Here is a 24,710-nt window from a genome sequence, read left to right as displayed (position 1 = left end):
GATCGCCGCATTCGAAGTTCGGGTGGCGGAGTGCGTGTATGCCAGCGTGGCGCAACATCAGTTTATGGATGGATCAGCTAGACGAGCCGCTGCTGGCCCGGCCGTCGCTGGAGCAGGACCTGGATGTCGACGTGGCGATCATCGGCGCCGGTTATACCGGGCTGTGGACCGCCTACTACCTCAAGCGCCTGGCGCCGACCCTGAACATCGCCATCGTCGAGGCGCAGACCGCCGGCTTCGGTGCCTCCGGGCGCAACGGCGGCTGGCTGATGGGCAACCTGCTGGGGGAGGACCGGCTGCTGGCCGGGCTCGGCGCGCAGCAGCGCCGCGCCTCCTTCGACCTGCTGCACGGCATTCCCGATGAAGTGGCCAGCGTCCTCGAGCGTGAAGGCATCGACTGCGACTATCGCAAGGGCGGGGTGCTGTACTGCGCCGCGCGTTATCCCGAGCAGGAAATCACCCAGCGCCGCTACCTGGACAAGCTCTACCGCCAGGGCCTCGACGAGCGCGACTACCGCTGGCTGAGCCCCGAGCAACTGGCCCGGCAGATCCGCGTGGCCAAGGCCTACGGCGGCATCTACGCGCCCCATTGCGCGACCATCCAGCCGGCCAAGCTGGTGCGTGGCCTGGCGCGGGCCGTGGAGCGCCTGGGCGTGCCCATCTACGAAAACAGCCCGGTCAGCCACTGGCAGTCCGGCAGCCTGCAAACCGCCAGGGCCAGCGTGCGTTGCCGCTGGATAGTGCCGGCGGTGGAGGGCTACTCGGTGACCCTGCCGCCCCTGGGCCGTTACCAGTTGCCGGTGCAAAGCCTGCTGGTGGCCACCGAGCCCTTGTCGGCCGCGACCTGGGACGAGATCGGCCTGAGCCAGGGCCAGGCGTTCAGCGAAAGTAGCCGCCAGGTCACCTACGGCCAGCGCACCGCGGACAACCGCCTGGTGTTCGGCGCCCGCGGCGGCTACCAGTTCGCCGGCAAGCTGCGCCACGACTTCGACCTGACCCGCAGCGAAGTCGAGCTGCGGCGCTACCTGTTCAGCGAGCTTTTCCCGCAGCTGAAAAACGTGCGGATCACCCATTCCTGGGGCGGCAACCTGGGCATGTCGCGGCACTTCCGGCCGCACATGCTCTGCGACCGTCGGCACGGCATCGCCTTGTCCGGCGGCTATGGCGGCGAAGGCGTGGGCGCCAGCAACCTGGGCGGGCGGACCCTGGCCGAGCTGATCCTCGAGCGCGACAGTGAGCTGACCCGCCAGCCCTGGGTGATCCCCGAGGGTGGCCTCGACGCCTTGCGCGCCTGGGAACCGGAGCCGTGCCGCTGGCTGGGCTACAACGCGATCATTCGCAGCTTCGTCCATGAAGACCAGACCCTGGCCAACCCGGCCACGCCGCCCTGGCGCCGCCGGCTGGCCAGCCGGGTGGCGGGTTTCATGGAAGGGCTGATGCACTGAGCCAGGTTTTTTACAGCGGTTTTTCCATCGACAGGTAGCGCCATGAGCATCACTCAATTCAAGAACACCGCCCACGCCACCCTGGAGCAATCGACTCCGGTGGCCGTGCCCCTGGGCAGCCCGGTCGCCGTGACTTCGGTGACCTGTGTCGAGCGCAACGACGGCGTCGAAACCGGCATCTGGGAGTGCACGCCCGGGCGCTGGCGGCGGCAGATCGTTGCGCAGGAGTTCTGCCATTTCATCCAGGGGCGTTGCACCTTCACCCCGGACAACGGCGAACCCCTGCTTATAGAAGCCGGCGATGCACTGATGTTGCCGGCCAACAGCACCGGGACCTGGGACATCCAGGAAACCGTGCGCAAGACCTACGTGTTGATTTTCTGATCCTTTGATTGCCTGCCAATAAAAACAACCCACACAGGAATCGCCCCATGATCCGTAAAAAACCGGCTTTATCGCTGTGCGCGCCGTTGCTGCTGGTTGCGTCATTCAGCCAGGCGGCCGAGACCGTGAAGATCTACAACTGGTCGAGCTACATCGCCCCGGACACCCTGAAGAACTTCCAGAAGGAAACCGGCATCGGTTTCAGCTACGACGTCTACGACAGCAACGAAACCCTGGACGGCAAGCTGATGACCGGCCGCTCCGGTTATGACGTGGTGTTTCCCTCCAACCACTTCATGGCCCGGCAGATCGAGGGCGGGGCGCTGAAGAAGCTCGACAAGAGCCAGCTGCCGAACTGGAAGAACCTCAACCCGGTGCTGCTCGAGGCCTTGCAGACCAACGACCCGGGCAACGAGCATGGCTTCCCGTACCTGTGGGGCAGCACCGGGATCGGCTACAACGTCGCCAAGGTCAAGGCGGTGCTGGGGGACAACGCGCCGGTGGATTCCTGGGACCTGATCTTCAAGCCCGAATACATGCAGAAGCTGCAGAAATGCGGGGTGGCGATCCTCGACAACGGCCCCGAACTGCTGCCGGCGGCGCTGAATTACCTGGGTCTGCCGCACCACAGCAAGAATCCGGAGGACTACAAGAAGGCCGAAGCGCTGTTGCTGAAGATCCGGCCTTATGTCGCCTACTTCCATTCCTCCAAGTACACCGGCGACCTGGCCAACGGCGATATCTGCGTGGCGGTAGGGTTCTCCGGCGACGTGCTGCAAGCCGATAGCCGGGCCAAGGAAGCCAAGAACGGCGTGGAAATCGGTTATGCGATTCCCAAGGAAGGCGCGCCGATCTGGTTCGACATGGTGGCCATGCCCAACGACGCGCCGGACGAAAAGGCCGGGTATGCCTACATGAACTACCTGCTGCGCCCGGAGGTGATGGCCGAGATCACCAACCATGTGCACTACGCCAACGGCAACGAGCAGGCCGACAGCCTGGTCGACCCGGCCATCAAGAGCGACACCAAGGTCTACCCGAGCCCGGACATGATGGGCAAGCTGTTCGCCCTGGAAGCCATGCCGCTGAATATCGACCGGATCCGCACCCGGGTGTGGAACAAGATCCGTACCGGTAGCTGAGACATTGCGCCGCTCCCCGATCTGGCGACCGGGGAGCGCTGCCTTTATTGCGTTATCTTCAGTCGCATCGCCAGCAGCACGCCCAGCAGCGCGGCCGCCAGCACCAGCGCCGCCGGGGCGGACCAGCCGGCGTAGGCGACGGCGGCACTCAGGGCGATGGGCGCGAGCACCTGGCCCAGGTAGTTGCCTTGCATCACCAGGCCCAGGCACAGCGGGACCAGCGCGGGCTGTGGCGAAGTCAGCGAGGTGCTGGCGAGGATAGTGGCGGGGAGCATGCCGGCCACCGCGCAAAAGAAGAAACACAAGGGGATCACCAGATCGGTCGGCGTGGCCGAGAGGAAGATGCCCATCCCGGAAAGCCCCATGACGATACTGGTGCCGGCAAGCAGGACTTGTGGGCGGACGCCGCGTGACAGCAGCAGGCCGGCGCCGATGTTGCCGATGATATTGACCGCCACCACCGCGGCGCTGACCAGCCCGGCGCTGGTGATCGACAGCCCGACGCGCTGCATGAGGAACACCGGCAGGAAGGCCATCACCGCGAAGAACTGCAGGTTGTAGGCGGTGAACATCAGCGCCATCAGCAGCGGCTGGCGGGCGCGCAGCACGCTGCTCAGGGAGTGGCGCAAGCCGGATTGCGGTTGGTGGCGCAGCGCCAGCGAGTCCCTGGGTGTGGTCAGCGGCAACAGCAGGGCCGCCAGCAGGGTCAGGGCCGCGCTCGCGATCCAGCCCTGTTGCCAGCCCCCCAGCAATGGCCCGATAAGCATCGAGGTGCCGATACCGAACGCCATGAAGGTGCTCCAGATGCCGAACACCAGATTGCGTTTGTGCGCCGGGACCAGGCGGTTGAGCACCGCCGGTGCCGCGACCACCACCATGACGAACCCCAGGCCTTCGACAAAACGCGTGGCCAGCAGCCCGTGGAAGTCATGCAGGCTGGCACCCAATGCGCTGGCGGCGCACATGATCAGCAGGCCGAGGGCCAGCAGATAACGGTCGCCCCAGCGCTGCACAAGGATGCCGGCGGCGATGCCGCCAAACACCCCGACCAAGGGGAAGGCCGACATGATCCAGCTCAGGGACTCCAGGGAGCGACCGAATTCCTGCTGCAACTCGGGCAAGGCGATGGTGGCCTTGCCGATATGCAGCGCCGCGGCAATGCCGGCAAACAGCACATTGAACACCGCGGGCCAATAGGCGGTATCGGCGACGGCGTAGCTGAGGGTGTCTGGCTTGGTTGAGGTCATGGGCTTCTCCGAAGGCAGGCGCGCGAGGATGGTCGGGGTGCGGCGCGCCACTGGGTCGGAGCTGACTGTAAAAGTTAAAGTTGACTTCAAGTCAATCGACAAAAACGGGATGTTGCGTTCTGTCCATGACGTCATTCGGCGGCCGGTCCCGCCGGGCGCAATGCCCGGGCGGAACGGTGCCAGAAGCGGGGCGGTGATAGTGCCGGCGCCCGGTCGGGCGCCGTGGGTGAGGCGTCAGGCTTCAGGTGAACTGGGTGTTTTCCGGCAGCAGGGCGCCGCCATCGACGATCAGGGTCTGCCCGGTGATATAGCCGGCCTGTTCGGACGCGAGGAACAGCATGGCGTGGGCGATGTCCTGCGGGCTGCCCAGGCGCTTGAGCGGGATGCCCCTGGCCAGGGCCGCGCAATCGCCAAGGTTGGCCATGGCCTGGGTGGCGATCAGGCCGGGTTCGACGCCATTGACGGTGATCCGGTGTTCGGCCAGTTCCAGGGCCGCCGCGCGGATGAAGCCGTTGACCCCGGCCTTGGACGCGGCGTAGTGGGACAGCCCGGGAATCGCCGTGCGCGGCCCGGTCACCGAAGAGGTGATGACGATGCGCGGGTGTTCGGCCCGGCATAACGCCGGCAGCGCCGCCTGGGTCAGCCAGAAACAGCTCTTGAGGTTCACCGCCAGGGTCGACTCGAGGATTTCGTCCCTCAGGTCGCGCAGGTTCTCCATCGGAAACACCGCGGCGTTGTGCACCAGCAGGTCCAGCCCGCCAAAGGTCCTGAGGGTGGCGGCCACCGCCTGGTTGGCCGCGGCCCGGGTGCTCAGGTCCACGGTTAGCAGCTCGGCGCTGCCGCCGGCTTCGCGGATCAGGCGCAGGGTCTCGGTGCCCGAGGCTTCGCTGCGGGTGGCGAGCATTACCTTGGCGCCCTGGGCGGCGAAGACTTGCGCGATGGCGCGGCCAATGCCTTGGCCGGAGCCGGTGACCAGGGCGATACGGCCGGTGAGGTCGAGCATCATGGGTTTTCTCCTTGAGTGACGGTGCCCAGGCATTCGTCCAGCAGACGGTTGTGCAGGTCGACGTCGTCGCTGGTGGCCGCCGGGCACAGCAGCGCCATGTTGTGGAACGGGGTCAGCAACACCCCGCGGTTGAGCAGGTAGAGATGCAGGTAGGCCTCGATCAGGCCATGACGGGCATGGTGGGCTTCGCCGCCGTTGCGCGGCGCGTGGTCCATGAACAGGTATTCGACCCGGGCGCCGATCCGCGTCACGTGCCAGGGCAGGCGGTGCTTGGCGATCAGCGCCTGGACCCCGGCCCGCAGGCGCTCGGCCAGGGTGATCATGTGCGCGTAGTTGGCCGCGCTCATGACCTCGCTGAAGGTGGCGCGCATGGCCGCCATTTGCAGGGCGTTGCCGGCCAGGGTGCCGCCGAAGCCGAAGTGATTGATCGCCTGCCCGGGCTGGAAGTGCGGCAGCACCTGCCAGATGCGCTCGGCCATGGCCTGGCTGGCGCCCCATACGGCGGTGGGGATGCCGCCGGCGATGCATTTGCCGAGCACGAAGAAGTCCGGTTGCAGGCCGTGTTCGCCGCTGTAGCCGGCCGGGCCGCAGGAGATGGTGTGGGTTTCGTCGATGATCAGCGGCACATCGAAACGCCGGGTCAGCTCGCGCAAACCATCGTGGAAGCCGGGGGCGGGCGGGACCATGCCGACGTTGGTCATGAAGGGCTCGGTCAGCACCGCGGCCACGTCGCCACGGGCCAGTGCCGCCTCCAGCGCCGGCAGGTCGTTGAACTCCACCAGCCGGGTGGTGGCGTCGTGCCGCAGGCCATTGGCGTGCACGCCTTCGCGGGGAATCATCTGGCCGTCGGCGTCGAACTCGACCTGGGACTCGTCGACGCTACCGTGGTAGTTGCAGTTGAACACCAGCACTTTCTCCCGGCCGGTGATCATCCGGCACAGGCGCAGCACGAAACGGTTGGCGTCGGTGGCGGAGGTGGTGACCTGCCAGAACGGCAGGCCGAAGCGCCGCACCAGTTCCTGGCCGACCCACAGGCTGTCGGCGGTCGGCAGCATCAGGGTCGAGCCGTGCCGGGCCTGGTGGGCGATGGCGTCGGCCACGGCGGGCTGGCCATGGCCGAACATGGCGCCGGTGTCGCCCAGGGCGAAGTCGACGTAGCGGTTGCCGTCGCAGTCGGTCAGCGTCGCGCCCTGGGCGTCGGCCACCAGGATCGGGTACAGCCCCGGCCATTGCTGCATCCAGTGCAGCGGCGCGCCGTACAGCCAGTGCTTGAGGTTTTCCCGGTAGAAGCCGGCGGAACGCGGGTGGCGTTCGGCGAACAGCTGCAGCTCGGATTGGTAACGGCTGGCGACGCGGTCGAGGTTGAGGCCGAGGGTCATGATTGGAGTCCTGTGGGATTTAGAGGAGGAAGGCGGGTGCCTGGGTAGCCGCTGCCGAGCTATAGCGAGGCTGCGATCGGCAACGCAGTTGCCGCGAAACCTGCGCTTGCGGTGCGTCAGGCGGAACGCGTTGCCCGGATTGCGCCCGCTGCGTCGGAGTGCCGCCCAGATCGATCGCAGCCTCGCTATAGCTCGGCAGCGGCTACAGGTGGCTACAGGTCGGCATCAGGTGTAATCGGTGCGGTTCAGCACATGGGCGAGGGCGCCTACCGGGAAGTTGCTGGGGGTGGCGAAGTCGCTGCCCTGGTAACCGAAGATCTTGCCGTCGGTCCTGCCCGCTTGTAGGTCGATCAGCACCAGGCCCAGGGTCGGCACGATCTTTTCGCGCCAGACGAACAGGTACAGCTGTTCGGCGATCTTGTAGCAATGGCAGCGATCGGTGTCCGCCAGGCCCTGCTCGACGCCCTTGAGGCATTGCCAGCTGTAGAAGTTGCGGTTCAGGTAAACGTGCTCGTAGGCCTCGGTGGCGCTGTAGATGTACTGGTTGCGCAAGCCGACCAGCTCTTCGGTCTGCGCGTGTTGCGCGTTGCTGGCGCTGTGCGGTGCGTCGATGCTGCCATGGATGAACTGGGCCTGGACGCTGGTCAGCTCGCGGCCGGACAGGGCGCGGCTGAACAGATCGACCCGGGTCTCGGCCTGGCTCGGCAGCAGCCCGATCACCGCGGTGAAGAGGTTCCGGCCCAGGTCGAGGATCAGGCTCACCGAGTGGACCTGGTCGTTCTCCGACTTGAGAAAGTCCACCAGGTAAATTCCGGAACGTATTGAAGTAGCTCGATAAATAGCCTCGCCGCAGGCTTGGCTTTCAGTGTCCCGCCAATGCAGCGTCTGTGAGCCGAACAGGTGTTCGATGCGCCAGCCGTTGGCGAAATGCAGGGTCAGGCTGCGGCCGTTGAGGTCATCCAGGCTGGGCAGGACATGGTTGTCGGCGGCAAAGCCTTCGGCCAGGGCGCCAACGGTAATCCATTCGGGTTGCAGGTTCATGAGGGCGGTTCTTGTCGATGAAGGAGAACCTCATGTTCAGCGTGCAAGCCCTTGTTGCCCATCAACCGAATGGTTGAGGCGCGACGGTTTTTTACAGGAACAGCGCGCTCACCAGCTCGGTGCGGTTGTTCACCCCGACCTTGCGGAACAGGTTGATCAGGTGGGTCTTGACCGTCGGCAGGCCCAGCGCCAGTTGCTGGGCGATGGTCTTGTTGCAGGCGCCGTCGCGCAGCAGCCAGGCGATCTGCCGCTCCCGGGGCGTGAGGGCCTCCAGGCGTTCGTCGTGGCGCGAATAGGGCGCCTGGGCGGCGATTTCCAGCAGGCCTTGCAGCACATGCAGGGTGCTCAGTTCGTCAGGTTGGAACGGGCCCAGGCTGGCGTCGCGCAGCAGGGACAGGCCGGCGATCGGGCTGCCGCTGGCATTGCGTGCGAGGATCTCCACCACATCCAGCACCCCATGGCGTTGCAGGAAGCCCTGGTAAACCTCGGTTTCATGCCGACCCTGCTGGGCCATGCCCATGTGCAGCGACAGCACCGGGCGGCCCGCCGCCACGCAGTTACGCGGGCGCAGTGGGTCGTAGTGCCGGTAGCGTTGCAGGTAGGCCTCATGCATCTGCTGGCTCATGTGATACAGCGAGAAATGCTCGGCCTGCAGCTGCGCGTCGATGCGGTAGAAGGCGCACAGGGTCGCCGGCACCACCCGGGTAAAGGCGCCGATGCAGCGCTGGCCGAGTTCATGGGCGTTGGGCAGGGGGCTGTTGAGGCTATGGGTACTGATCATCGAAGGGCTCCTGGCGGATACTGACGGCTTCGCGTCAATGGGCAGAAGAAGCGGGCAGGTCGCGATGCAGTATGGACATTGTCGGGAATGTCGGAGGGCAAAAAAACGCTGCCGGTTCCAACGCCCGGGAGGCGAGGGACACGGCAGCGGCTATCAGGGCCTCAGCGGCGGGCCTGGGTGAAGCCCAGCTCCAGGGCCGCGACTATGGCGTCGATCTGCGGTGGCTGGATCACCAGCGGCGGCGACAGGATGATCTTGGTCCCCACCGGACGCACCATCACCCCGTTGTCGCGAGCGATCTGCGCCACCTGGTTGGCATAACCGCCCATGGGGTCGATCGGCTCGCGGGTGCTCTTGTCGGCCACCAGGTCGAGGGCAATCATCAGGCCCTTGCCGCGCACTTCACCGACGCTGTCGAAGCGTTCGGCGAACGGCAGCAGCTTATTGAGCATGTAATCGCCCATTTTCGCGGCGTTGGCCGGCAGGTCTTCCTTGACCACGATGTCGAGGCTGGCCAGGGCCGCCGCGCACGCCACCGGGTGCCCGGAGTAGGTGTAGCCGTGCATGATCGCGCCGGTGAAGTTGGCGTTCTTGCTGAACGCCGACTCGATCCGCTCGTTGACCACCGTGGCGCCCAGCGGGATGTAGCCGGAGGTGATGCCCTTGGCCAGGCACATGATGTCGGGTTTCACGCCCCATAGGCGGCTGCCGAACATCGAGCCGCTGCGGCCGAAACCAGTCACCACTTCGTCGGCGATCAGCAGCACGCCGTACTTGTCGCAGACCTCGCGGATCAGCGGCCAGTAGTTGGCCGGCGGCACTATCACGCCGCCGGCGCCCTGGATCGGCTCGGCGATAAAGGCCGCGACGGTGTCGGGGCTCTGGAACTGGATTTCCCGCTCGAGCAGGTCGGCGCAGATCTTGCCGAGTTCTTCCGGGTCCTGGCTGTAGGGGTTGCGGTACAGCCACGGGGTGTCGACGTGGAAGCAGCCGGGCAGCAGCGGCTCGTAGTTGCGCCGGAACACCGTGTTGCCGTTGACCGATGCGCCGCCGAAATGGGTGCCGTGGTAGCCCTGGCGCAACGAGATGAACTTGGTGCGATCGGCCTGGCCTTCGAGTTTCCAGTACTGGCGGGCCAGTTTCAGCGCGGTCTCGATGGCGTCCGAGCCGCCGGAGCTGAAGGCCACGCGACGCATGCCCTCGGGTTCCAGCAGGTTCATCACCACCCGCGACAGCTCTTCGGCGCGCGGATGGCTGACGCCGTCGAACAGCTGGAAGTATTCCAGTTCGTCCAGTTGGGCAGTGATCGCCGCCTTCACTTCCTTGCGGTTGTGGCCGACGTTGACGTTCCACAACCCGGCGACGCCATCCACCAGTTGGTGGCCCTGGTCGTCGTACACATAGCAGCCATCGCCGCGGACAATACGAATCGGCTCGCGTTGTTGCATTTCGTTGGGGTGCAGCATGGGATGCCAGAAGCGGCTTGGTTCGCTCACGTTGAGTCTCCTGAAAACGCACGGACAGCGTGGGACATAGTAGTGCGCCCTTTACCGGATGCGTGCTTGCCTCTGTGTGCCAGGTACTTGATCGCCACTGCCATCGATCCGCTGTCCCTGATTTCGCTATCCACCTGGAAAACCGTGTTGGCAGGATTTACGACCGCTGCGCGGCCGAGCGCAGGCTTCGCCAGCGGCTACAGGGTGCGCGGCGCTTGTGTAGCCGCTGCCGAGCTTGCGAGGCTGCGAACGGTTGCGGAGCAACCGTAAATCCTGAGTCCGCAATCTGTCTGGAAAAACGCGTTGGCAGGTTTGGCGACGGCTGCGCCGCCGATCGCAGGCTGCGCCAGCGGCTACAGGGTACGCGGCGCTTGTGTAGCCGCTGCCGAGCCTGCGAGGCTGCGATCGGTTGCGAAGCAATCGCAAATGCTGAGTCCGCGGTCTATCTGGATAGATACGCCAGTGGCGGCAAAAGCGTGTGTCGCGGTTTCCCTGGCAGCCAGTGGCAAGTTTCGCGGCAGCCAGGATCAAGACGCTGGCCGGCGTTGGTCTCAGAGTTCGATCCATGAGGCCAACTAACGAGGATTGCCCATGAGTATTGCCATCGACCCACGTGTCGCCGCCTTTATCGACAGCCAGCACGGCCTGTTGATCGACGGGCGCAGCCAGCCGGCGTTGTCCGGCGCGCAGATGCCGGTGTTCAACCCGGCCACTGGCGAAGAGCTGACCCGCGTCGCCGCCGGCGCCGACGCCGATATCGACCTGGCCGTGGCCGCCGCGCGGCGGGCCTTCGAGGGGCCCTGGGCGGCGCAGCGTCCGGCGGATCGCGAGCGCCTGCTGCTGAAGCTGGCGGATCTGCTGGAAGCCCACGGCGAGGAGCTGGCGCAGTTGGAGACCCTCAACAACGGCCAGTCGATCCACCTGGCCCGGGCCCTGGAAGTTGGCGCCGCCGCCGAGTTCACCCGCTACATGGCCGGTTGGGCGACCAAGATCGAAGGCAAGAGCCTCGACCTGTCCATCGCCGCCGTCCCGGGCGCCCGCTACCGTGCCTACACGGTGCCGGAGCCGGTGGGTGTGGTCGGGGCCATCGTGCCGTGGAATTTCCCCTTGCTGATGGCCATCTGGAAAATCGTCCCGGCCCTGGCCTGCGGCTGCACCGTGGTACTCAAACCGGCCGACGAAACCCCGCTGACCGCCTTGCGCCTGGGCCAGTTGTGCCTGGACGCCGGGATCGCCCCGGGGGTGGTTAATGTGGTCACCGGCAGCGGCGCCCAGGCCGGCGCGGCCTTGTCCGCGCACAAGGGCATCGACAAGCTGGCGTTCACCGGTTCGACCCAGATCGGCAAGGTCATCGGCCATGCGGCGGTGGACAATATGACCCGGTTTTCCCTGGAGCTGGGCGGCAAGTCGCCGGTGATCGTGCTCGATGACTGCGACCCCCAGGCCGCGGCCGCCGGCGCCGCCGGGGCGATCTTCTTCAACCAGGGGCAGGTCTGCACCGCCGGTTCGCGCCTGTATATCCAGCGGGCGATCTTCGACCAGGTGCTGGAGCGCCTGGCGGCCATCGCCGGCTCCCTGAGCATCGGCCCCGGGCTGGACGAACAGGCGCAGATCAACCCGCTGATTTCCGCCAAGCAGCAGAAGCGCGTGCTGGACATGATCGGCCAGGGCGTGGCCGACGGCGCCCGGGTGCTGTGCGGCGGGGTCGCCTATGGCGAGCAGGGCTTCTATGTGCGGCCGACGGTACTGGCCGACGTGCACGCGGGCATGCAGGTGGTGCGCGAGGAAATCTTCGGCCCGGTGGTGGTGGCCACGCCTTTCGACGCTATCGACGAGGTGGTGGCGCTGGCCAACGACAATCAGTACGGGCTGGGGGCGAGCATCTGGTCCAACGACCTGGCCAAGGTCATGGACCTGATCCCGCGGATCAAGGCCGGCACGGTCTGGGTCAATACCCACAACATGCTCGACCCGTCGATGCCGTTTGGCGGCTACAAGCAATCGGGCATCGGTCGCGAAATGGGCCATGCGGCGATCGAGGCGTATACCGAGAACAAGTCGGTGTGCATCGCCTATTGACCTGTAGCTGACCTGTAGCCGCTGCCGCAGGCTGCGATCGCGCCCGCAGGGTGCGCAAGATCTCAAGATCGCCGAAGGCCTTCGGCCTTATCGCAGCCTGCGGCAGCGGCTACAGTCGGATGCAGTCATCCGGCGACTCCAGGCTGCGCAGACAGCCAAGTAAAACACGCCCGCCCGGCGTGCCCTTGAAATGCCTAGAACAACAACATCACCCATGCTTTCGAGGTCCAGCACCATGTCTTTCAACGACAGACTCACCCGCCACCTGAACCAGGGCGTGGTCGGCTTTCCCACGGCCCTGGCCAGCGCCGTCGGCCTGATCATGGCCAGCCCGGTGATCCTCACCGCCACCACCGGCTTCGGCATCGGCGGCGGGGCGTTCGCCGCGGCCATGCTGATCGCCATGCTGATGATGCTCGCGCAATCGACGACCTTCGCCGAAGCGGCCTGCATGATTCCCACCACCGGCTCGGTGTATGACTACCTGGCCTGCGGCCTGGGGCGCTTCTTCGCGATCACCGGGACCATTTCCGCCTACCTGATCGTGCATGTGTTCGCCGGCACGGCGGAAACCATCCTCAGCGGCGTCATGGCCCTGGTGAACTTCGAGTCCCTCAACACCCTGCTGGAACAGAGCGGCAGCGCCTGGCTGGTGGGTGTCGGGCTGGTGATCTTCTTCGGCCTGCTGAACGCCGTGGGCATCACCGCGTTCAGCCGCGCCGAGGTGATCCTCACCTTCGGCATGTGGACCACCCTGATCATCTTCGGCGTGGTCGGGGTGTTCAAGGCGCCGGCGGTGGAGCTGAACGGCTGGTTCGGCGAGTCGATGGTCGGCACCGACCTGACCACCATCCTTTCGCTGGTGGGCATGGCCATGTTCATGTTCGTCGGTTGCGAATTCGTCACGCCGCTGACGCCGGAGGTGCGCAAGGCGGCGAAAACCATCCCCCGGGCCATGGCCCTGGGCCTGGTAGGCGTGGCCACCTGCATGTTCATCTACGGCGCGGCGATGAAGCGCCAGGTGGCGAACAGTGCGCTGAGCGAAGACGGCAGCGTGCACCTGCTGGACACGCCGATGGCCATCCCGCAGTTCGCCGAGCAGGTGATGGGGCCGTACGGGCGGATCTGGCTGGGCGTCGGCCTGCTGTTCGCCGGGGCGGCGACCATCAACACGCTGATGGCCGGGCTGCCGCGCATCCTCTATGGCATGGCGCTGGACGGCGCGCTGCCCAAGGCCTTCACCTACCTGCACCCGCGCTTCAAGACGCCGCTGCTGTGCATCGCCGTGGCGGTGCTGATCCCGTGCCTGCACGCCTGGTGGCTGGGCGGCAGCACCGACAACATCATGCACCTGGTGCTGGCCGCGGTCTGTGCCTGGAGCACCGCCTACCTGCTGGTGACCCTGGCGGTGGTGGTGCTGCGCATCCGCCGCCCGGATTTGCCGCGGGCCTACAAGTCGCCCTGGTTCCCGCTGCCGCAGATCGTCTCGTCGATCGGCATCCTCCTGGGCATGTGGTTCATCACGCCGCCGGGGATGAACCCGCGGGACATCTACGTGCCTTTTGGCAGCATGCTCGGCCTGACGGCGATCTATGCGCTGGTCTGGACGGTCTTCGTGCAGAAGGTCAACCCGTTCCGCCCGGTGCCGGTGGAGGAGGTGCTGGAGAATGCCTTCAACCTGCAATCCCCTGAAACCCAAGCGCAGACCCTGCCTGGAGCCAAGCCCGATGAGCAGTACAAGCTGGCGGCAAAACCTCTCTGAGTTCTGGCGGCGGCCACCCTCGGGTTATCGCCCGGGGGTGACCCTGAACCAGTTGCGCCGCGACCTGCCAGGGCTCGACTGTGCCGCGCAGGCCCCCGGGCTGGTGCACTTCACCTGGGCTGAGGAGGGCTTGGGCTTCGAGGTCCAGGAGCTGCCACAGGCGCAATTCCTGATGCACCTGGTGGTCTGCGAATTTCGCCTGCGCGTCCCCGGTTCGCCGGGGCCGCAGGCGCGGATCGATATCCGCCATACCGGCGCAATCCGTCGCCAGGGCGTCGCTGCAGGCCTGAAGCAGGGCGCGAAGCAAGAGTGGGCGGGGCTGTTGCAGCAGTTGCACAGCGATCCGCAACTGCTAGCGGCGTTGCTGCCGCTGGACTTCAAGCGCCTGCAACTGCAGCGCGACGAGCAGGGCTGGCTGGTGCGCCTGGAGCATTTCGGCGCCAGCGAGGTGGTCAACCGGCTGCCCGGTTTCCGCCGTTATATCCGCCTGAGCGCCGAGCAGCGTGGCGCCTTGCTGGCGGCTTTCAAGCGCCTGCATTCACTGTTGCGCAATCACTGAACCATGCCCACCCGTGCTGGCACAGCCCGTGCTTAGGCTATAACAGACTATCCATTGCGCCGCGCTTCCTTGCCCGGCAAATAGATAACATGTTAATGATATCGCCATAACAACAAAGGCGGTTTCAGCCGGCTTCTGGAGGTGCACAGTGCTTGCTTCGCAAAGTTTCGGTTCCTGGATTGACGCATTGCAGGGGGTTTGCGGTCGCTTCGACGCCCGCCAGGCGTTGAACTCGGCGTTGTTCATCGGTGAAGTCGGCTTGCGCGACTACGCCGGGCTCGAAGTGGCGCAGATCCGCACCAATGCCGGACTGATCTCGCGCAAAAGCACCAGCGTCGATCACGAAGACGACCGCTTCTGCTTCTTGATCATGCAGCGCAGCGGCCATGCCCAGATCAGCCAGGGCGGCGAGCGCATCGAGCTGGCGCCGGGGGAAATGGCCTTGCTGGATTCGGCCGGGGCCTGTGAAATCGTTCCTCACGGCCTGATCGAACATGCCTCGCTGCATTTGTCCCGGGACGAGGTGTATCGCCATCTGCCGGCGCAGCAGCGCAAGTTCGGCAAGCTCTCGCAGAATTGCGCCAGTGGCCGCTTGATGCGCCTGCTGGTGGAGCAGATCTGTGGCGACGAACTGCAAGGTTGCGCCGCCCAGCAGGAAGGCCAGGCGTTGCAGGAAGCGCTGATCGCCTTGCTCGGCCCGACCCTGCGTCAGACGCCCGGCGCGAGCCTCGACGGCTACGACAGCCAGCACGGCGGTTGCCTGCGCAGCCAGGCCCGGCAGTTGATCAACCAGTCCCTCACCGAGCCCAACCTGACCCCGGTGTCACTGGCCAGCCAGATGAATATCTCGGTGCGCCAGTTGTACCGGCTGTTCGAAGAGCAGGGCGACAGCGTCTGCCGGTTCATCCAGCGCGCGCGCCTCGACCGCAGCGCGGCGGACCTGAGCAACCCGCGCCTGCGCCACGCGTCGATCACCGACATTGCCTTCAAGTGGGGGTTCACCGACTCGGCGCACTTCAGCCGCACCTTCAAGAAGCATTTCGAGCAGTCGCCACGGGATTACCGGGCCCGTTCGCTGAACGCCTGAGGTCCGATCAACCCCAATCCTGTAGGAGCGAGCTTGCTCGCGATAGGGCCGGTGCATTCAACAGGGTTGTCGCCCGCAGGATTGCCATCGCGAGCAAGCTCGCTCCTACAGTTGGGCTGGTTTGCCTGTAGGAGCCAGCGAGCTTGCTCGCGACAAAACCGGTGATGCCTTACGGATTCTCCAAGTCGTGCCCCAGGGACTGGATAAACAGCGAGAACAGTTCCGGCTGTGAAGAAATGTCCAGCTTGGCGTAGAGATGGCGCCGGTGCACCTTGATGGTGTCCGGCGAGATCTTCAGCCGCTCGGCCATGGCCTTGGAAGAAAAACCGCGGAGGATCAGCCGGGCGATCTCCACTTCCCGATCCGACAAAACGCCACAGCCGAAATGACTGAGGGCGTCGCGGATCTGGCTGGCCATTTCTTCCGCGGCGGGCGCTGGCGGACGCTGGTTGCTTTGCTGCCAGTGCTGCTGCATCAGCGGCAGGACCCAGGCCGAGAAGGTGGTGAGCTGGCCGATTTCCTCGGCGCTGAAGGGTCGCTGCATGCCCAGCGACAGGGACAGGGTGCCGGCCTCCGGGATCTGCAGGATGAACTGCAGCTCGTCCTCCAGCACGTTGTCGTGGAAGTAGCTGGAGAAATATTCGGTCTGCCGGAAATGGTCCGGCGCCACTTCTTCCAGGCGGTACAGGCCGTTGGGGTAGCCCTCGCGGCAGGCCTGGAAAAACGGGTCCAGCAGGTACAGGCCGTTGAGGTAGGTGAGCATCGACGCTGGCTTGTCCGAGGGCTCGGCATCGTATTCCTCGAGGGCGATGGGCAGGCCGTTGTGGGGATAGAAGATCGCCAGGGCGTTATCGAACGGCAAGGCCTGGTGCAGCAACAGCACCAGTTGCTTCCAGAAGCGCTCGCCGCCGATCTGCGAGAGGGTGCGCCCGAGTCCGGCATGCATGCCGATTTCCCTGAACAGAGTGATCAAATAGGTGGCTCCGCGTCGATGCTGCTATGGCCTGGCGTGCTGCTTTGCGCCAGCTGGAAGCACGGTTTCGGCGATTTGCCCGGCCACGTCAAGGGGGAGTACGCCAATAGGGGAATTGGCCCTGTACCCCCGGCTGCCTAAAGTGGCCTCCATCAAGTGCGACCCAGAGCGCATCCGCCTGACGTTCTTCGTTTCTGCCTCAAACCAAAAATAACCACGAGGATAACGACATGAGCTCTCCCTGCGCGCCGCAAGGCGCCCTGAAACCCACGCTGAGCGTGTTCGATGTGGTGGCCATTACCGTGTCGGGCGTGACCCCGGCCAGTTCGGTCTTCGTCATCGCGCCGTTCGCCATTCACCAGGCCGGCAGCGGGGTGTTCCTGGCCTTTGTCATGGCCGGGCTGCTGGCCTTGATGTTCGCCTTCTGCTACGCCGAACTGGGCCGCGCCCACAACAGCGCCGGCGGCGAATATGTGTACGCCAAGCGGGTGTTCGGCGGCATGGCCGGGTACGCGACCTTTCTCACGGTGCTGGTGATGCTGCTGTTCATTCCGCCGGTGCTGGCCACCGGCGCGGCGACTTACCTGAACAATGCCCTGGGCACGCGTTTCGATTCGCAGACCGTGGCCCTGGTGATCGTGATCTGCAGCTATGCGCTGGGCATCCTCAATATCAAGCTCAATGCGTGGATCACCGGCACCTGTCTGCTGCTGGAGATCGCTGCGCTGCTGGTGATCGTGTTCCTGGGCTTCGGCAACGCCTCGCAGCCGGCGAGCATCCTGCTGCAGCCGCAGATCGTCGAGAACGGCGTGCTGCACATGGCGCCCTGGGCCCTGGTGATCGGCGCGGTGGGCATCGGCCTGTTTTCCTACAACGGCTACGGCCCGGCGGTGCTGCTGGCCGAAGACATGAAATGCAAGGGGCAGGGCGTGCACAAGGCGGTGCTCTGGTCGCTGGCGCTGGTGGTGATCATCGAACTGGTGCCGCTGACCGCGCTGCTGATCGGCGCGCCGTCCCTCAGCGCCATGCTCGCCAGCCCCGATCCCATTGGCTATCTGCTCACCAGCCACGGCAACGAAACCCTGTCGCGGGTGGTCAGCGCCGGGATCTTCCTGTCGGTGTTCAATGCGATTGTCGCCATCGTGATCCAGATCGGCCGGGTGGTGTTCTCCAGTGGCCGCGATGCCTTGTGGACGCCGGGCATCAATCGCCTGTTCACGCGCATTCATCCGCGCTGGGACTCGCCATGGCTGGCCACGCTGTTCCTGGCCGTTCCCTCGGCGGTGCTCAGTTTCAGCTCGAACCTGGCCGACCTGACCTCGTTCAGCGTGCTGCTGATCATGCTGGTGTACCTGATCGTCGCCCTCAGCGCGCTGATGAGCCGGGTGTTGCTGCGCGATCGCGCCCACCCGTACCGCATGCCGCTGTGGCCGTTACCGGCGCTGCTGGCGGTGATCGGCGCCGGTTATCTGTTGTTCAATCTGTTCCTGGACGCTTCGCTCAGGGACATCATGGTGATCGTCGGCCTGCTGGCGCTGTCGGTGATCCTGTATGGCACCAACGGCCGGTTCAGCCCGGCGTTCCAGAAACTCTAAGGAGAAGTCATGCGCGCACGTCAATTGGGGATCAGCCTGGGCCTGGGTACTCCCGGCCCCTTCAATGCCATCACCGATGTTCCGGGGGTACGGGTAGGCCACAGCACCCTCAGGACCACGGTCGACGGCAAGCAGGTGCGTACCGGGGTGACCCTGATCCAGCCCCGCGAAGGCTTTGCCCGGCTGCAACCCTGTTTCGCCGGCTGCCATGTGCTCAACGGCAACGGCGATGCCACCGGGCTGGAGTGGATCCGCGAGGCGGGCCTGCTGACCACGCCGCTGGCCATCACCAACACCCACAGCGTCGGCGTGGTGCGCGACGCGCTGATCGCCGAGGAGCATGCAAGCCTGGCGGACCCTTCGGAATACTGGTGCATGCCGGTGGTGATGGAGACCTACGACGGCCTGCTCAACGACATCTGGGGCCAGCATGTCGGCCCGCAGCAGGTCCGCGAGGCCCTGGCCAATGCCGAGTCCGGGCCGGTGCGCGAGGGCGCGGTGGGCGGCGGCACCGGCATGATCTGCCATGAGTTCAAGGGCGGGATCGGCACGGCTTCGCGCCGGGTGCCGGGGGAGCAGGGCGGCTACACGGTCGGCGCGCTGGTGCAGGCCAACCACGGCAAGCGCGAGGAGTTGCGGGTCGACGGTTATCCGGTGGGGCGGCAATTGACTGGCATTCCGTCGCCCTTCGCCCAGCGCGGTACGCCGGGCATGGGCTCGATCGTGGTGATCCTGGCCACCGACGCGCCCTTGTTGCCGCACCAGTGCCAGCGCCTGGCGCAGCGCGCGTCGATCGGCATCGCCCGCACCGGCGGCGGCACCGAGGATTCCAGCGGCGATATCTTCCTGGCTTTCGCCACCGGCAACCGCGACCTGCTGCCTTCTGCCTATGGGCGCGAGGGCGTGCCCTTCAGCACGCCCCTGGCGATGCTCAACAACGATTACATCTCGGCGCTGTTCAGCGCCGCCGCCGAAGCGGTGGAGGAGGCCATCGTCAACGCCTTGCTGGCCGGCGAACCGATGACCGCGGACAGTGGCGCGAGCGTTCCGGCACTGACCGGGGAAACCTTGTTGGAAGCCATGAAACTAACTGGATGGAACAAACTTTGATGAACTAAAAACTGCGACGTAGTCGGCAAAACTATCTGTACTGTTATTTAATATTTAAATTCGAGATTGTCGGACAATTATCAACGGGTATTGAGGCTTAAAGAATATTTCGACTCACCAGTCATTGTTTTCGGGAGTTTGCTGGAACAGCGAAAATCAGGCGTCAAAAAGTAGTGGACGCCTGATTTCAAATTGTGTCAGGTTGCTTACGCCCGGATAGGGCGAGTGATAGGACGATCTCGCCAGGGATTGTCGCTATCGGACAAAAACTGTTCCATTGATTACAAGGAAGTGTGTTTATGTCGAAAGTTAAATCGAAAGCTATTGTGACCGCCGAACAAGAACTCGTGCCTTTGGCCGCGGCAAGTTCGGCTTACAACCAGATCAATAGCTTCAGCCATCAGTATGACCGGGGCGGCAATCTGACGGTCAATGGCAAACCCTCCTACACGGTCGATCAAGCCGCTACCCAGATACTGCGCGACGGTGCTGCGTACCAGGACCTCAACGGCAGCGGCAAGATCGAACTGACCTATACCTTCCTGACCTCGGCGTCCTCGAGCACCCTGTACAAACATGGCATCTCCGGGTTCAGCCAGTTCAGCGCCCAGCAGAAGGCCCAGGCCGTGCTGTCCATGCAGTCCTGGGCGGATGTGGCCAATGTCACCTTCACCGAAAAGGCTTCCGGTGGTGACGGTCACATGACCTTCGGCAACTACAGCGGCGGCCAGGACGGCGCGGCGGCCTTCGCCTACCTGCCGGGCACCGGTGCCGGCTACGACGGGACGTCCTGGTACCTGATCAACAGCAGCTACACCCAGAACAAGAACCCCGATCTGAACAACTACGGCCGGCAGACGCTGACCCACGAGATCGGTCACACCCTGGGCCTGGCTCACCCTGGCGACTACAACGCCGGGAATGGCAACCCGACCTATAACGACGCGACCTACGGACAGGACACGCGCGGTTACAGCGTCATGAGCTACTGGAGCGAAAGCAATACCAGCCAGAACTTCAGCAAGGCCGGCGTCGAAGCCTATTCGTCCGGCCCGCTGATGGACGATATCGCGGCGATCCAGAAGCTCTACGGGGCCAACACCACCACCCGTACCGGCGACACCACCTACGGCTTCAACTCCAACACCGGCCGCGACTTCCTCAGCGCGACCTCGTCGGCGGACAAGCTGGTGTTCTCGGTATGGGACGCGGGCGGCAAGGACACCCTGGACTTCTCCGGTTTTACCCAGAACCAGAAGATCAACCTCAATGAAACCTCGTTCTCCGACGTTGGCGGCCTGGTGGGCAACGTGTCCATTGCCAAGGGCGTCACCGTCGAGAACGCCATCGGCGGTTCCGGCAGCGATCTGCTGATCGGCAACAAGGTGGCCAACGAGCTCAAGGGCGGTGCCGGCAACGACATCCTCTACGGCGGTGGTGGGGCGGACAAACTCTGGGGTGGCTCGGGTGCCGATACCTTCGTCTTCGGTGCCAGCTCGGACTCCGCTCCGGGTGCCGCCGACCAGATCCTGGATTTTGTCAGCGGCCTGGACAAGATCGATCTGACCGGCATCACCAAGGGCGCCGGGCTGCACTTCGTGAACGCGTTCACCGGTAATGCCGGCGACGCGATCCTCAGCACCTCGGCTGGCAACAGCACCTTGTCGGTGGACTTCTCCGGGCACGGCGTGGCGGACTTCCTGGTCAGCACCGTCGGCCAGGCGGCCTACACCGACATCGTCGCCTGAGTCATTGCGGTAAAGTAAAGGAAGGAGGGTGGCGCCCAGGCGTCGCCCTCCGACCTTGCATTGACTGGCGAACTGCCTGAGGCTGTGCCCCGGAGCGACCCCCTTATGATTCGAACTGCCTTGATCGCTAAGGCCGGCGCGTACCTGATCGCGACGCTGATGATGTTTTATGGAGAGACAAGCATGGCAAGCAGCCTGAGATTGGCGGACCCCGCGGAACTGGCCGGACACTGGCAACTGTCGCAGCCGGCACAACCTGCCAGCCACTGTGCCCTGGACCTCGAGCTGAACGGCACCCTGGGCGCCGGCGCCGAGTGTTTTTCCGCCTGGCTGGGCGATTCGGCCATCGGCTGGTTTCCCGAGCCGGACGGTATTGCCGTGACCGGCAAAGAGGGCTCGAAGATCATCTTTTTAAGTCGCCAGAAAGAAGGCTTATATCAAGGCACTTTGAAATCAGGCATAACGATTATATTGCAGCGAGCCCCCTGAACAATCGCGGCTGTATGCATCTTTAAATGTATCTGTATGGATAAGCGTATAAGGCAGTGCCATATACGCGATGTCCTTCGTTCGATTAAAGACAACTAAATAACTAGAACTCCGTTTCGTCTGGCGGTAGAGTCCTTTCGCCTGTCCGCCACAATAATCCAATAATGTCCCGACTCAAGTACGGGCGGTTTATTTGTCCTGCGCCCCTGGCACGGGATATACAGCTCAGGAAAGACCAATGAAGATGGCGAAGACCACTGCACCGCTGTTCAAGGCACTGGGCGATTACAAAGGCATTCTGATCAGCGTCGGGTGTTTCACCGCCCTGATCAACGTGCTGATGCTGGTCCCCTCGATCTACATGCTCCAGGTCTACGACCGGGTACTTTCCTCGCAGAACGAAACCACCCTGGCGATGCTGTCGCTGATGGTGGTCGGGTTCTTCGCGTTCATCGGCCTGCTGGAGGTGGTGCGCAGCTTCATCGTCATCCGCATCGGCAGTCAGCTGGAGCGGCGTTTCAACCTGCGGGTCTACCAGGCGGCGTTCGAGCGCAACCTGTTTCGTGGCGAAGGGCATGCCGGGCAGTCCCTGGGCGACCTGACCCATATCCGCCAGTTCGTCACCGGACCTGCGTTGTTCGCCTTCTTCGACGCGCCCTGGTTCCCCGTCTACCTGTTCGTGATCTTCCTGTTCAATACCTGGCTGGGGGTGTTCGCCACTGCGGGCGCGGTCTTGCTGATTGCCCTGGCGTACCTCAACGAGGCCATGACCAAGAAGCCCTTGGGCGAGGCCAGCGGCTATTCGCAGAAGTCCACGCAACTGGCCACCAGCCACCTGCATAACGCCGAGACCATCCAGGCCATGGGCATGCTCGGCGCGCTGCGCAAGCGCTGGTTCGAGGTGCATTCGCGCTTTCTCGGCCTGCAGAACCAGGCCAGCGACACCGGCGCGGTCATCAGCTCGCTGAGCAAGACCCTGCGCCTGTGCCTGCAATCGCTGGTGCTCGGCCTGGGCGCCTTGCTGGTGATCAAGGGCGACATGACCGCCGGCATGATGATCGCCGGCTCGATCCTGATGGGCCGGGTGCTGAGCCCGATCGACCAGTTGATCGCCGTGTGGAAGCAGTGGAGTTCCGCCAAGCTGGCCTACCAGCGCCTGGACTCGCTGCTGCAGGCCTTTCCGCCGAGCGACACGGCGATGTCGTTGCCCGCGCCCAAGGGCCAGGTGAGTTTCGAACAGGTCAGCGCCGGCCCGCCAGGCAAACGCATGGCGACCTTGCAGCAGGTCAGCTTCAACCTGGGGGCGGGGGAGGTGCTGGGGGTGCTCGGCGCTTCCGGTTCCGGCAAATCCACACTGGCCCGGGTGCTGGTGGGCGTATGGCCGACCCTGGCCGGCACGGTGCGCCTGGACGGCGCCGATATCCATCGCTGGAACCGCAACGAACTGGGGCCCTACATCGGTTACCTGCCCCAGGACATCGAGCTGTTTTCCGGGAGCATCGCCGAGAACATCGCGCGCTTTCAGGAGGCCGACCCGCAGAAGGTGGTGCAGGCCGCGCAACAGGCTGGCGTGCACGAACTGATCCTGCGCCTGCCCCAGGGCTACGACACCTTGCTGGGCGATGACGGCAGCGGCCTGTCCGGCGGCCAGAAGCAGCGCGTGGCCCTGGCCCGGGCGCTGTATGGCCAGCCGCGGCTGGTGGTGCTCGACGAGCCGAACTCCAACCTCGACACCGTGGGCGAAAGCGCCCTGGCGTCCGCCATTGCGCAGATGAAGGCCCAGGGCACCAGCGTGATCCTGGTCACCCATCGTTCCTCGGCGCTGGCCCAGGCCGACAAGCTGCTGGTGCTCAACGAAGGGCGCCTGCAGGCCTTCGGCCCGAGCCAGGAAGTGCTCAAGGCGCTGTCCAGTGGTGCCCAGGCTCAGGCACAAAATCAACACCAGGCCCAGCCCCAGGAACAGCAGCAGCGGGAAAAAACCTCGGCCCCGACGGCCCCGGGCGGCTTGAGCATGAGCCGCCAGTATCAGGCCCCGACACGGAACCCAGGCGTATGAGCAAGGACAGCGAAATGATGATCGAACAAGGTTATGCGCCGGAGCGTCCCGAGCGCGATGCGCGGTTTTTCGCGCGTATGGGCTGGGTGCTGGCGCTGGCCGGCGCCGGCAGCTTTTTCCTCTGGGCGGCCCTGGCGCCACTGGACCAGGGCATCCCGGTGCAAGGCACGGTGGTGGTCTCGGGCAAGCGCAAGGCCGTGCAATCCATGAGCGGTGGCGTGGTCAGCCGGATCCTGGTGCGTGAAGGCGAGGCGGTGAAACAGGGCCAGCCGCTGTTCCGCCTGGACCAGACCCAGGTCGAGGCCGATGTGCAGTCGCTGCAAGCGCAGTACCGCATGGCCTGGGCCAGCCTGGCACGCTGGCAGAGCGAGCGTGACAACCTCAAGCAGGTGAACTTTCCCGAGGCCCTGAGCGCCGATCCCGACCCACGCCTGGCCCTGGTCCTGGAAGGCCAGCGGCAACTGTTCAGCAGCCGGCGCGAGGCCTTCGCCCGCGAGCAGGCGGGGATCCGCGCCAGTATCGAAGGCGCCACTGCGCAACTGGCCGGGATGCGCCGGGCGCGCACCGACCTCAACAACCAGGCCGAATCCCTGCGCCAACAGCTGGCCAACCTGCAGCCCCTGGCGGACAACGGCTACATCCCGCGCAACCGCCTGATGGAGTACCAGCGCCAGCTGTCCCAGGTGCAGCAGGAACTGGCGCAGAACACCGGCGAAAGCGGGCGGGTGGAGCAGGGCATTCTCGAATCGCGGCTCAAGTTGCAGCAGCACAGCGAGGAGTACCAGAAGGAAGTGCGCAGCCAGCTGGCCGACGCCCAGCTGAAAAGCCTGACCCTGGAACAGCAGCTGACCTCGGCCGGTTTCGACCTGCAGCACAGCGAGATCCTCGCCCCGGCCGACGGCATCGCGGTCAACCTCGGGGTGCACACCGAAGGCGCCGTGGTCCGCCCCGGGGAAAACCTGCTGGAGATCGTGCCCCAGGGCACGCGCCTGGAAGTGGAAGGGCACCTGCCGGTGAACCTGATCGACAAGGTCGGCAGCCACTTGCCGGTGGACATCCTGTTCACCGCCTTCAACCAGAGCCGCACGCCGCGGGTGTCCGGCGAGGTCAGCCTGATCTCCGCCGACCAGATGGTCGATGAAAAGACCGGGGTGCCTTATTACGTGCTGCGCAGCAGCGTCAGCGACCAGGCCATGGAAAAGCTCAACGGCCTGGTGATCAAGCCGGGCATGCCGGCGGAGATGTTCGTCCGCACCGGCGAGCGCTCGCTGCTCAATTACCTGTTCAAACCCCTGCTCGACCGGGCGGGTTCCGCATTGACCGAGGAATAA

Annotated in this window: 20 protein-coding genes; 13 read left to right on the top strand and 7 right to left on the bottom strand. The window is 64.9% G+C overall.

The annotated features are described in order from the left end of the window. Nucleotides 1-38 precede the first annotated feature (38 nt). Genes DK261_RS26805 through DK261_RS26795 form a run of 3 tightly spaced genes read left to right on the top strand, consistent with a single transcriptional unit; the run spans nt 39 to nt 2,971 of the window. Entirely contained in the window at nt 39-1,445 is a 1,407-nt protein-coding gene (locus DK261_RS26805; protein ID WP_101282586.1) for an FAD-binding oxidoreductase, read from the top strand. 42 nt (nt 1,446-1,487) lie between these two features. Beyond that, the gene (locus tag DK261_RS26800) at nt 1,488-1,829 is read left to right on the top strand and encodes a cupin domain-containing protein (protein WP_096374420.1); all 342 of its coding nucleotides are present in this window, start codon (nt 1,488-1,490) and stop codon (nt 1,827-1,829) included. A 47-nt stretch (nt 1,830-1,876) separates the two neighbouring features. Beyond that, nucleotides 1,877-2,971, top strand: a complete 1,095-nt coding sequence (locus DK261_RS26795) for a polyamine ABC transporter substrate-binding protein (protein ID WP_110176932.1) — start codon at nt 1,877-1,879, stop codon at nt 2,969-2,971. A 44-nt stretch (nt 2,972-3,015) separates the two neighbouring features. Here DK261_RS26795 and DK261_RS26790 read toward each other — a convergent pair whose 3' ends face one another. From DK261_RS26790 to DK261_RS26765, 6 genes are all read right to left on the bottom strand, one after another. Then, on the bottom strand, nt 3,016-4,218 hold the full coding sequence (locus DK261_RS26790; RefSeq protein WP_110177001.1) for a CynX/NimT family MFS transporter: 1,203 nt from the start codon (nt 4,216-4,218) through the stop codon (nt 3,016-3,018). A 241-nt stretch (nt 4,219-4,459) separates the two neighbouring features. Then, on the bottom strand, nt 4,460-5,224 hold the full coding sequence (locus DK261_RS26785) for an SDR family oxidoreductase (RefSeq protein WP_016703848.1): 765 nt from the start codon (nt 5,222-5,224) through the stop codon (nt 4,460-4,462). Further along, nucleotides 5,221-6,603, bottom strand: coding sequence for an aspartate aminotransferase family protein (locus DK261_RS26780; RefSeq protein ID WP_016703849.1), 1,383 nt, complete (start codon nt 6,601-6,603; stop codon nt 5,221-5,223). The genes DK261_RS26785 and DK261_RS26780 overlap by 4 nt, the downstream gene beginning before the upstream one ends. A 225-nt stretch (nt 6,604-6,828) precedes the next feature. Then, nucleotides 6,829-7,644, bottom strand: a complete 816-nt coding sequence (locus tag DK261_RS26775; RefSeq protein WP_110176930.1) for a molybdenum cofactor biosynthesis F family protein — start codon at nt 7,642-7,644, stop codon at nt 6,829-6,831. A gap of 91 nt (nt 7,645-7,735) precedes the next feature. Next, complete coding sequence (locus DK261_RS26770) at nt 7,736-8,425, bottom strand: LuxR C-terminal-related transcriptional regulator (RefSeq protein ID WP_016703851.1); 690 nt, start codon at nt 8,423-8,425, stop codon at nt 7,736-7,738. 161 nt (nt 8,426-8,586) lie between these two features. Next, on the bottom strand, nt 8,587-9,921 hold the full coding sequence (locus DK261_RS26765; RefSeq protein WP_009049228.1) for an aspartate aminotransferase family protein: 1,335 nt from the start codon (nt 9,919-9,921) through the stop codon (nt 8,587-8,589). Nucleotides 9,922-10,512: 591 nt separating this feature from the next. Between DK261_RS26765 and DK261_RS26760 the strand changes: the two genes are divergently transcribed. From DK261_RS26760 to feaR, 4 genes are all read left to right on the top strand, one after another. Then, nucleotides 10,513-12,000, top strand: a complete 1,488-nt coding sequence (locus DK261_RS26760; RefSeq protein ID WP_016703853.1) for an aldehyde dehydrogenase — start codon at nt 10,513-10,515, stop codon at nt 11,998-12,000. Nucleotides 12,001-12,235: 235 nt separating this feature from the next. Continuing rightward, complete coding sequence (locus DK261_RS26755) at nt 12,236-13,762, top strand: APC family permease (RefSeq protein WP_053269164.1); 1,527 nt, start codon at nt 12,236-12,238, stop codon at nt 13,760-13,762. A 37-nt stretch (nt 13,763-13,799) separates the two neighbouring features. Then, on the top strand, nt 13,800-14,321 hold the full coding sequence (locus DK261_RS26750; protein ID WP_110176928.1) for a DUF3156 family protein: 522 nt from the start codon (nt 13,800-13,802) through the stop codon (nt 14,319-14,321). Between the two features lie 148 nt (nt 14,322-14,469). Further along, on the top strand, nt 14,470-15,408 hold the full coding sequence (feaR, locus tag DK261_RS26745) for a transcriptional regulator FeaR (protein ID WP_041983590.1): 939 nt from the start codon (nt 14,470-14,472) through the stop codon (nt 15,406-15,408). 169 nt (nt 15,409-15,577) lie between these two features. Here the strand turns inward: feaR and DK261_RS26740 are convergent, their stop codons facing one another. Further along, nucleotides 15,578-16,381, bottom strand: coding sequence for a helix-turn-helix transcriptional regulator (locus DK261_RS26740; RefSeq protein ID WP_009049223.1), 804 nt, complete (start codon nt 16,379-16,381; stop codon nt 15,578-15,580). Between the two features lie 230 nt (nt 16,382-16,611). Here DK261_RS26740 and DK261_RS26735 point away from each other — a divergent pair, with 230 nt between their 5' ends. From DK261_RS26735 to DK261_RS26710, 6 genes are all read left to right on the top strand, one after another. Then, nucleotides 16,612-17,976: an APC family permease gene (locus DK261_RS26735; RefSeq protein ID WP_016705116.1), complete on the top strand. Its 1,365-nt coding sequence runs from the start codon at nt 16,612-16,614 to the stop codon at nt 17,974-17,976. A 9-nt stretch (nt 17,977-17,985) separates the two neighbouring features. Beyond that, nucleotides 17,986-19,086 (top strand): P1 family peptidase, encoded by a 1,101-nt coding sequence (locus DK261_RS26730; protein WP_110176927.1) that lies wholly within the window; start codon nt 17,986-17,988, stop codon nt 19,084-19,086. A 299-nt stretch (nt 19,087-19,385) separates the two neighbouring features. After that, complete coding sequence (locus DK261_RS26725; protein WP_009049220.1) at nt 19,386-20,834, top strand: serralysin family metalloprotease; 1,449 nt, start codon at nt 19,386-19,388, stop codon at nt 20,832-20,834. A 105-nt stretch (nt 20,835-20,939) separates the two neighbouring features. Continuing rightward, nucleotides 20,940-21,323: an AprI/Inh family metalloprotease inhibitor gene (locus DK261_RS26720; protein WP_009049219.1), complete on the top strand. Its 384-nt coding sequence runs from the start codon at nt 20,940-20,942 to the stop codon at nt 21,321-21,323. Nucleotides 21,324-21,561: 238 nt separating this feature from the next. After that, nucleotides 21,562-23,379 (top strand): type I secretion system permease/ATPase, encoded by a 1,818-nt coding sequence (locus DK261_RS26715; RefSeq protein ID WP_110176924.1) that lies wholly within the window; start codon nt 21,562-21,564, stop codon nt 23,377-23,379. Nucleotides 23,380-23,393: 14 nt separating this feature from the next. Beyond that, the gene (locus tag DK261_RS26710; protein WP_009049217.1) at nt 23,394-24,710 is read left to right on the top strand and encodes an HlyD family type I secretion periplasmic adaptor subunit; all 1,317 of its coding nucleotides are present in this window, start codon (nt 23,394-23,396) and stop codon (nt 24,708-24,710) included.

The sequence above is a fragment of the Pseudomonas sp. RW409 genome, from assembly GCF_003184125.1.
Taxonomy (GTDB): domain Bacteria; phylum Pseudomonadota; class Gammaproteobacteria; order Pseudomonadales; family Pseudomonadaceae; genus Aquipseudomonas; species Aquipseudomonas chlororaphis_I.
Note: the sequence above shows the minus strand (reverse complement) of the source record. Positions and strands in the feature narration are given on the sequence as shown.

Coding starts and splice junctions, on each gene's coding strand:
- DK261_RS26725 (WP_009049220.1), top strand. CDS start 19,386: ATGTCGAAAGTTAAATCGAAAGCTATTGTGACCGCCGAACAAGAACTC.
- DK261_RS26775 (WP_110176930.1), bottom strand. CDS start 7,644: ATGAACCTGCAACCCGAATGGATTACCGTTGGCGCCCTGGCCGAAGGC.
- DK261_RS26715 (WP_110176924.1), top strand. CDS start 21,562: ATGAAGATGGCGAAGACCACTGCACCGCTGTTCAAGGCACTGGGCGAT.
- DK261_RS26720 (WP_009049219.1), top strand. CDS start 20,940: ATGATTCGAACTGCCTTGATCGCTAAGGCCGGCGCGTACCTGATCGCG.
- DK261_RS26760 (WP_016703853.1), top strand. CDS start 10,513: ATGAGTATTGCCATCGACCCACGTGTCGCCGCCTTTATCGACAGCCAG.
- DK261_RS26790 (WP_110177001.1), bottom strand. CDS start 4,218: ATGACCTCAACCAAGCCAGACACCCTCAGCTACGCCGTCGCCGATACC.
- DK261_RS26800 (WP_096374420.1), top strand. CDS start 1,488: ATGAGCATCACTCAATTCAAGAACACCGCCCACGCCACCCTGGAGCAA.
- DK261_RS26785 (WP_016703848.1), bottom strand. CDS start 5,224: ATGATGCTCGACCTCACCGGCCGTATCGCCCTGGTCACCGGCTCCGGC.
- DK261_RS26780 (WP_016703849.1), bottom strand. CDS start 6,603: ATGACCCTCGGCCTCAACCTCGACCGCGTCGCCAGCCGTTACCAATCC.
- DK261_RS26730 (WP_110176927.1), top strand. CDS start 17,986: ATGCGCGCACGTCAATTGGGGATCAGCCTGGGCCTGGGTACTCCCGGC.
- DK261_RS26805 (WP_101282586.1), top strand. CDS start 39: ATGCCAGCGTGGCGCAACATCAGTTTATGGATGGATCAGCTAGACGAG.
- DK261_RS26755 (WP_053269164.1), top strand. CDS start 12,236: ATGTCTTTCAACGACAGACTCACCCGCCACCTGAACCAGGGCGTGGTC.
- DK261_RS26710 (WP_009049217.1), top strand. CDS start 23,394: ATGATGATCGAACAAGGTTATGCGCCGGAGCGTCCCGAGCGCGATGCG.
- DK261_RS26770 (WP_016703851.1), bottom strand. CDS start 8,425: ATGATCAGTACCCATAGCCTCAACAGCCCCCTGCCCAACGCCCATGAA.
- DK261_RS26735 (WP_016705116.1), top strand. CDS start 16,612: ATGAGCTCTCCCTGCGCGCCGCAAGGCGCCCTGAAACCCACGCTGAGC.
- DK261_RS26795 (WP_110176932.1), top strand. CDS start 1,877: ATGATCCGTAAAAAACCGGCTTTATCGCTGTGCGCGCCGTTGCTGCTG.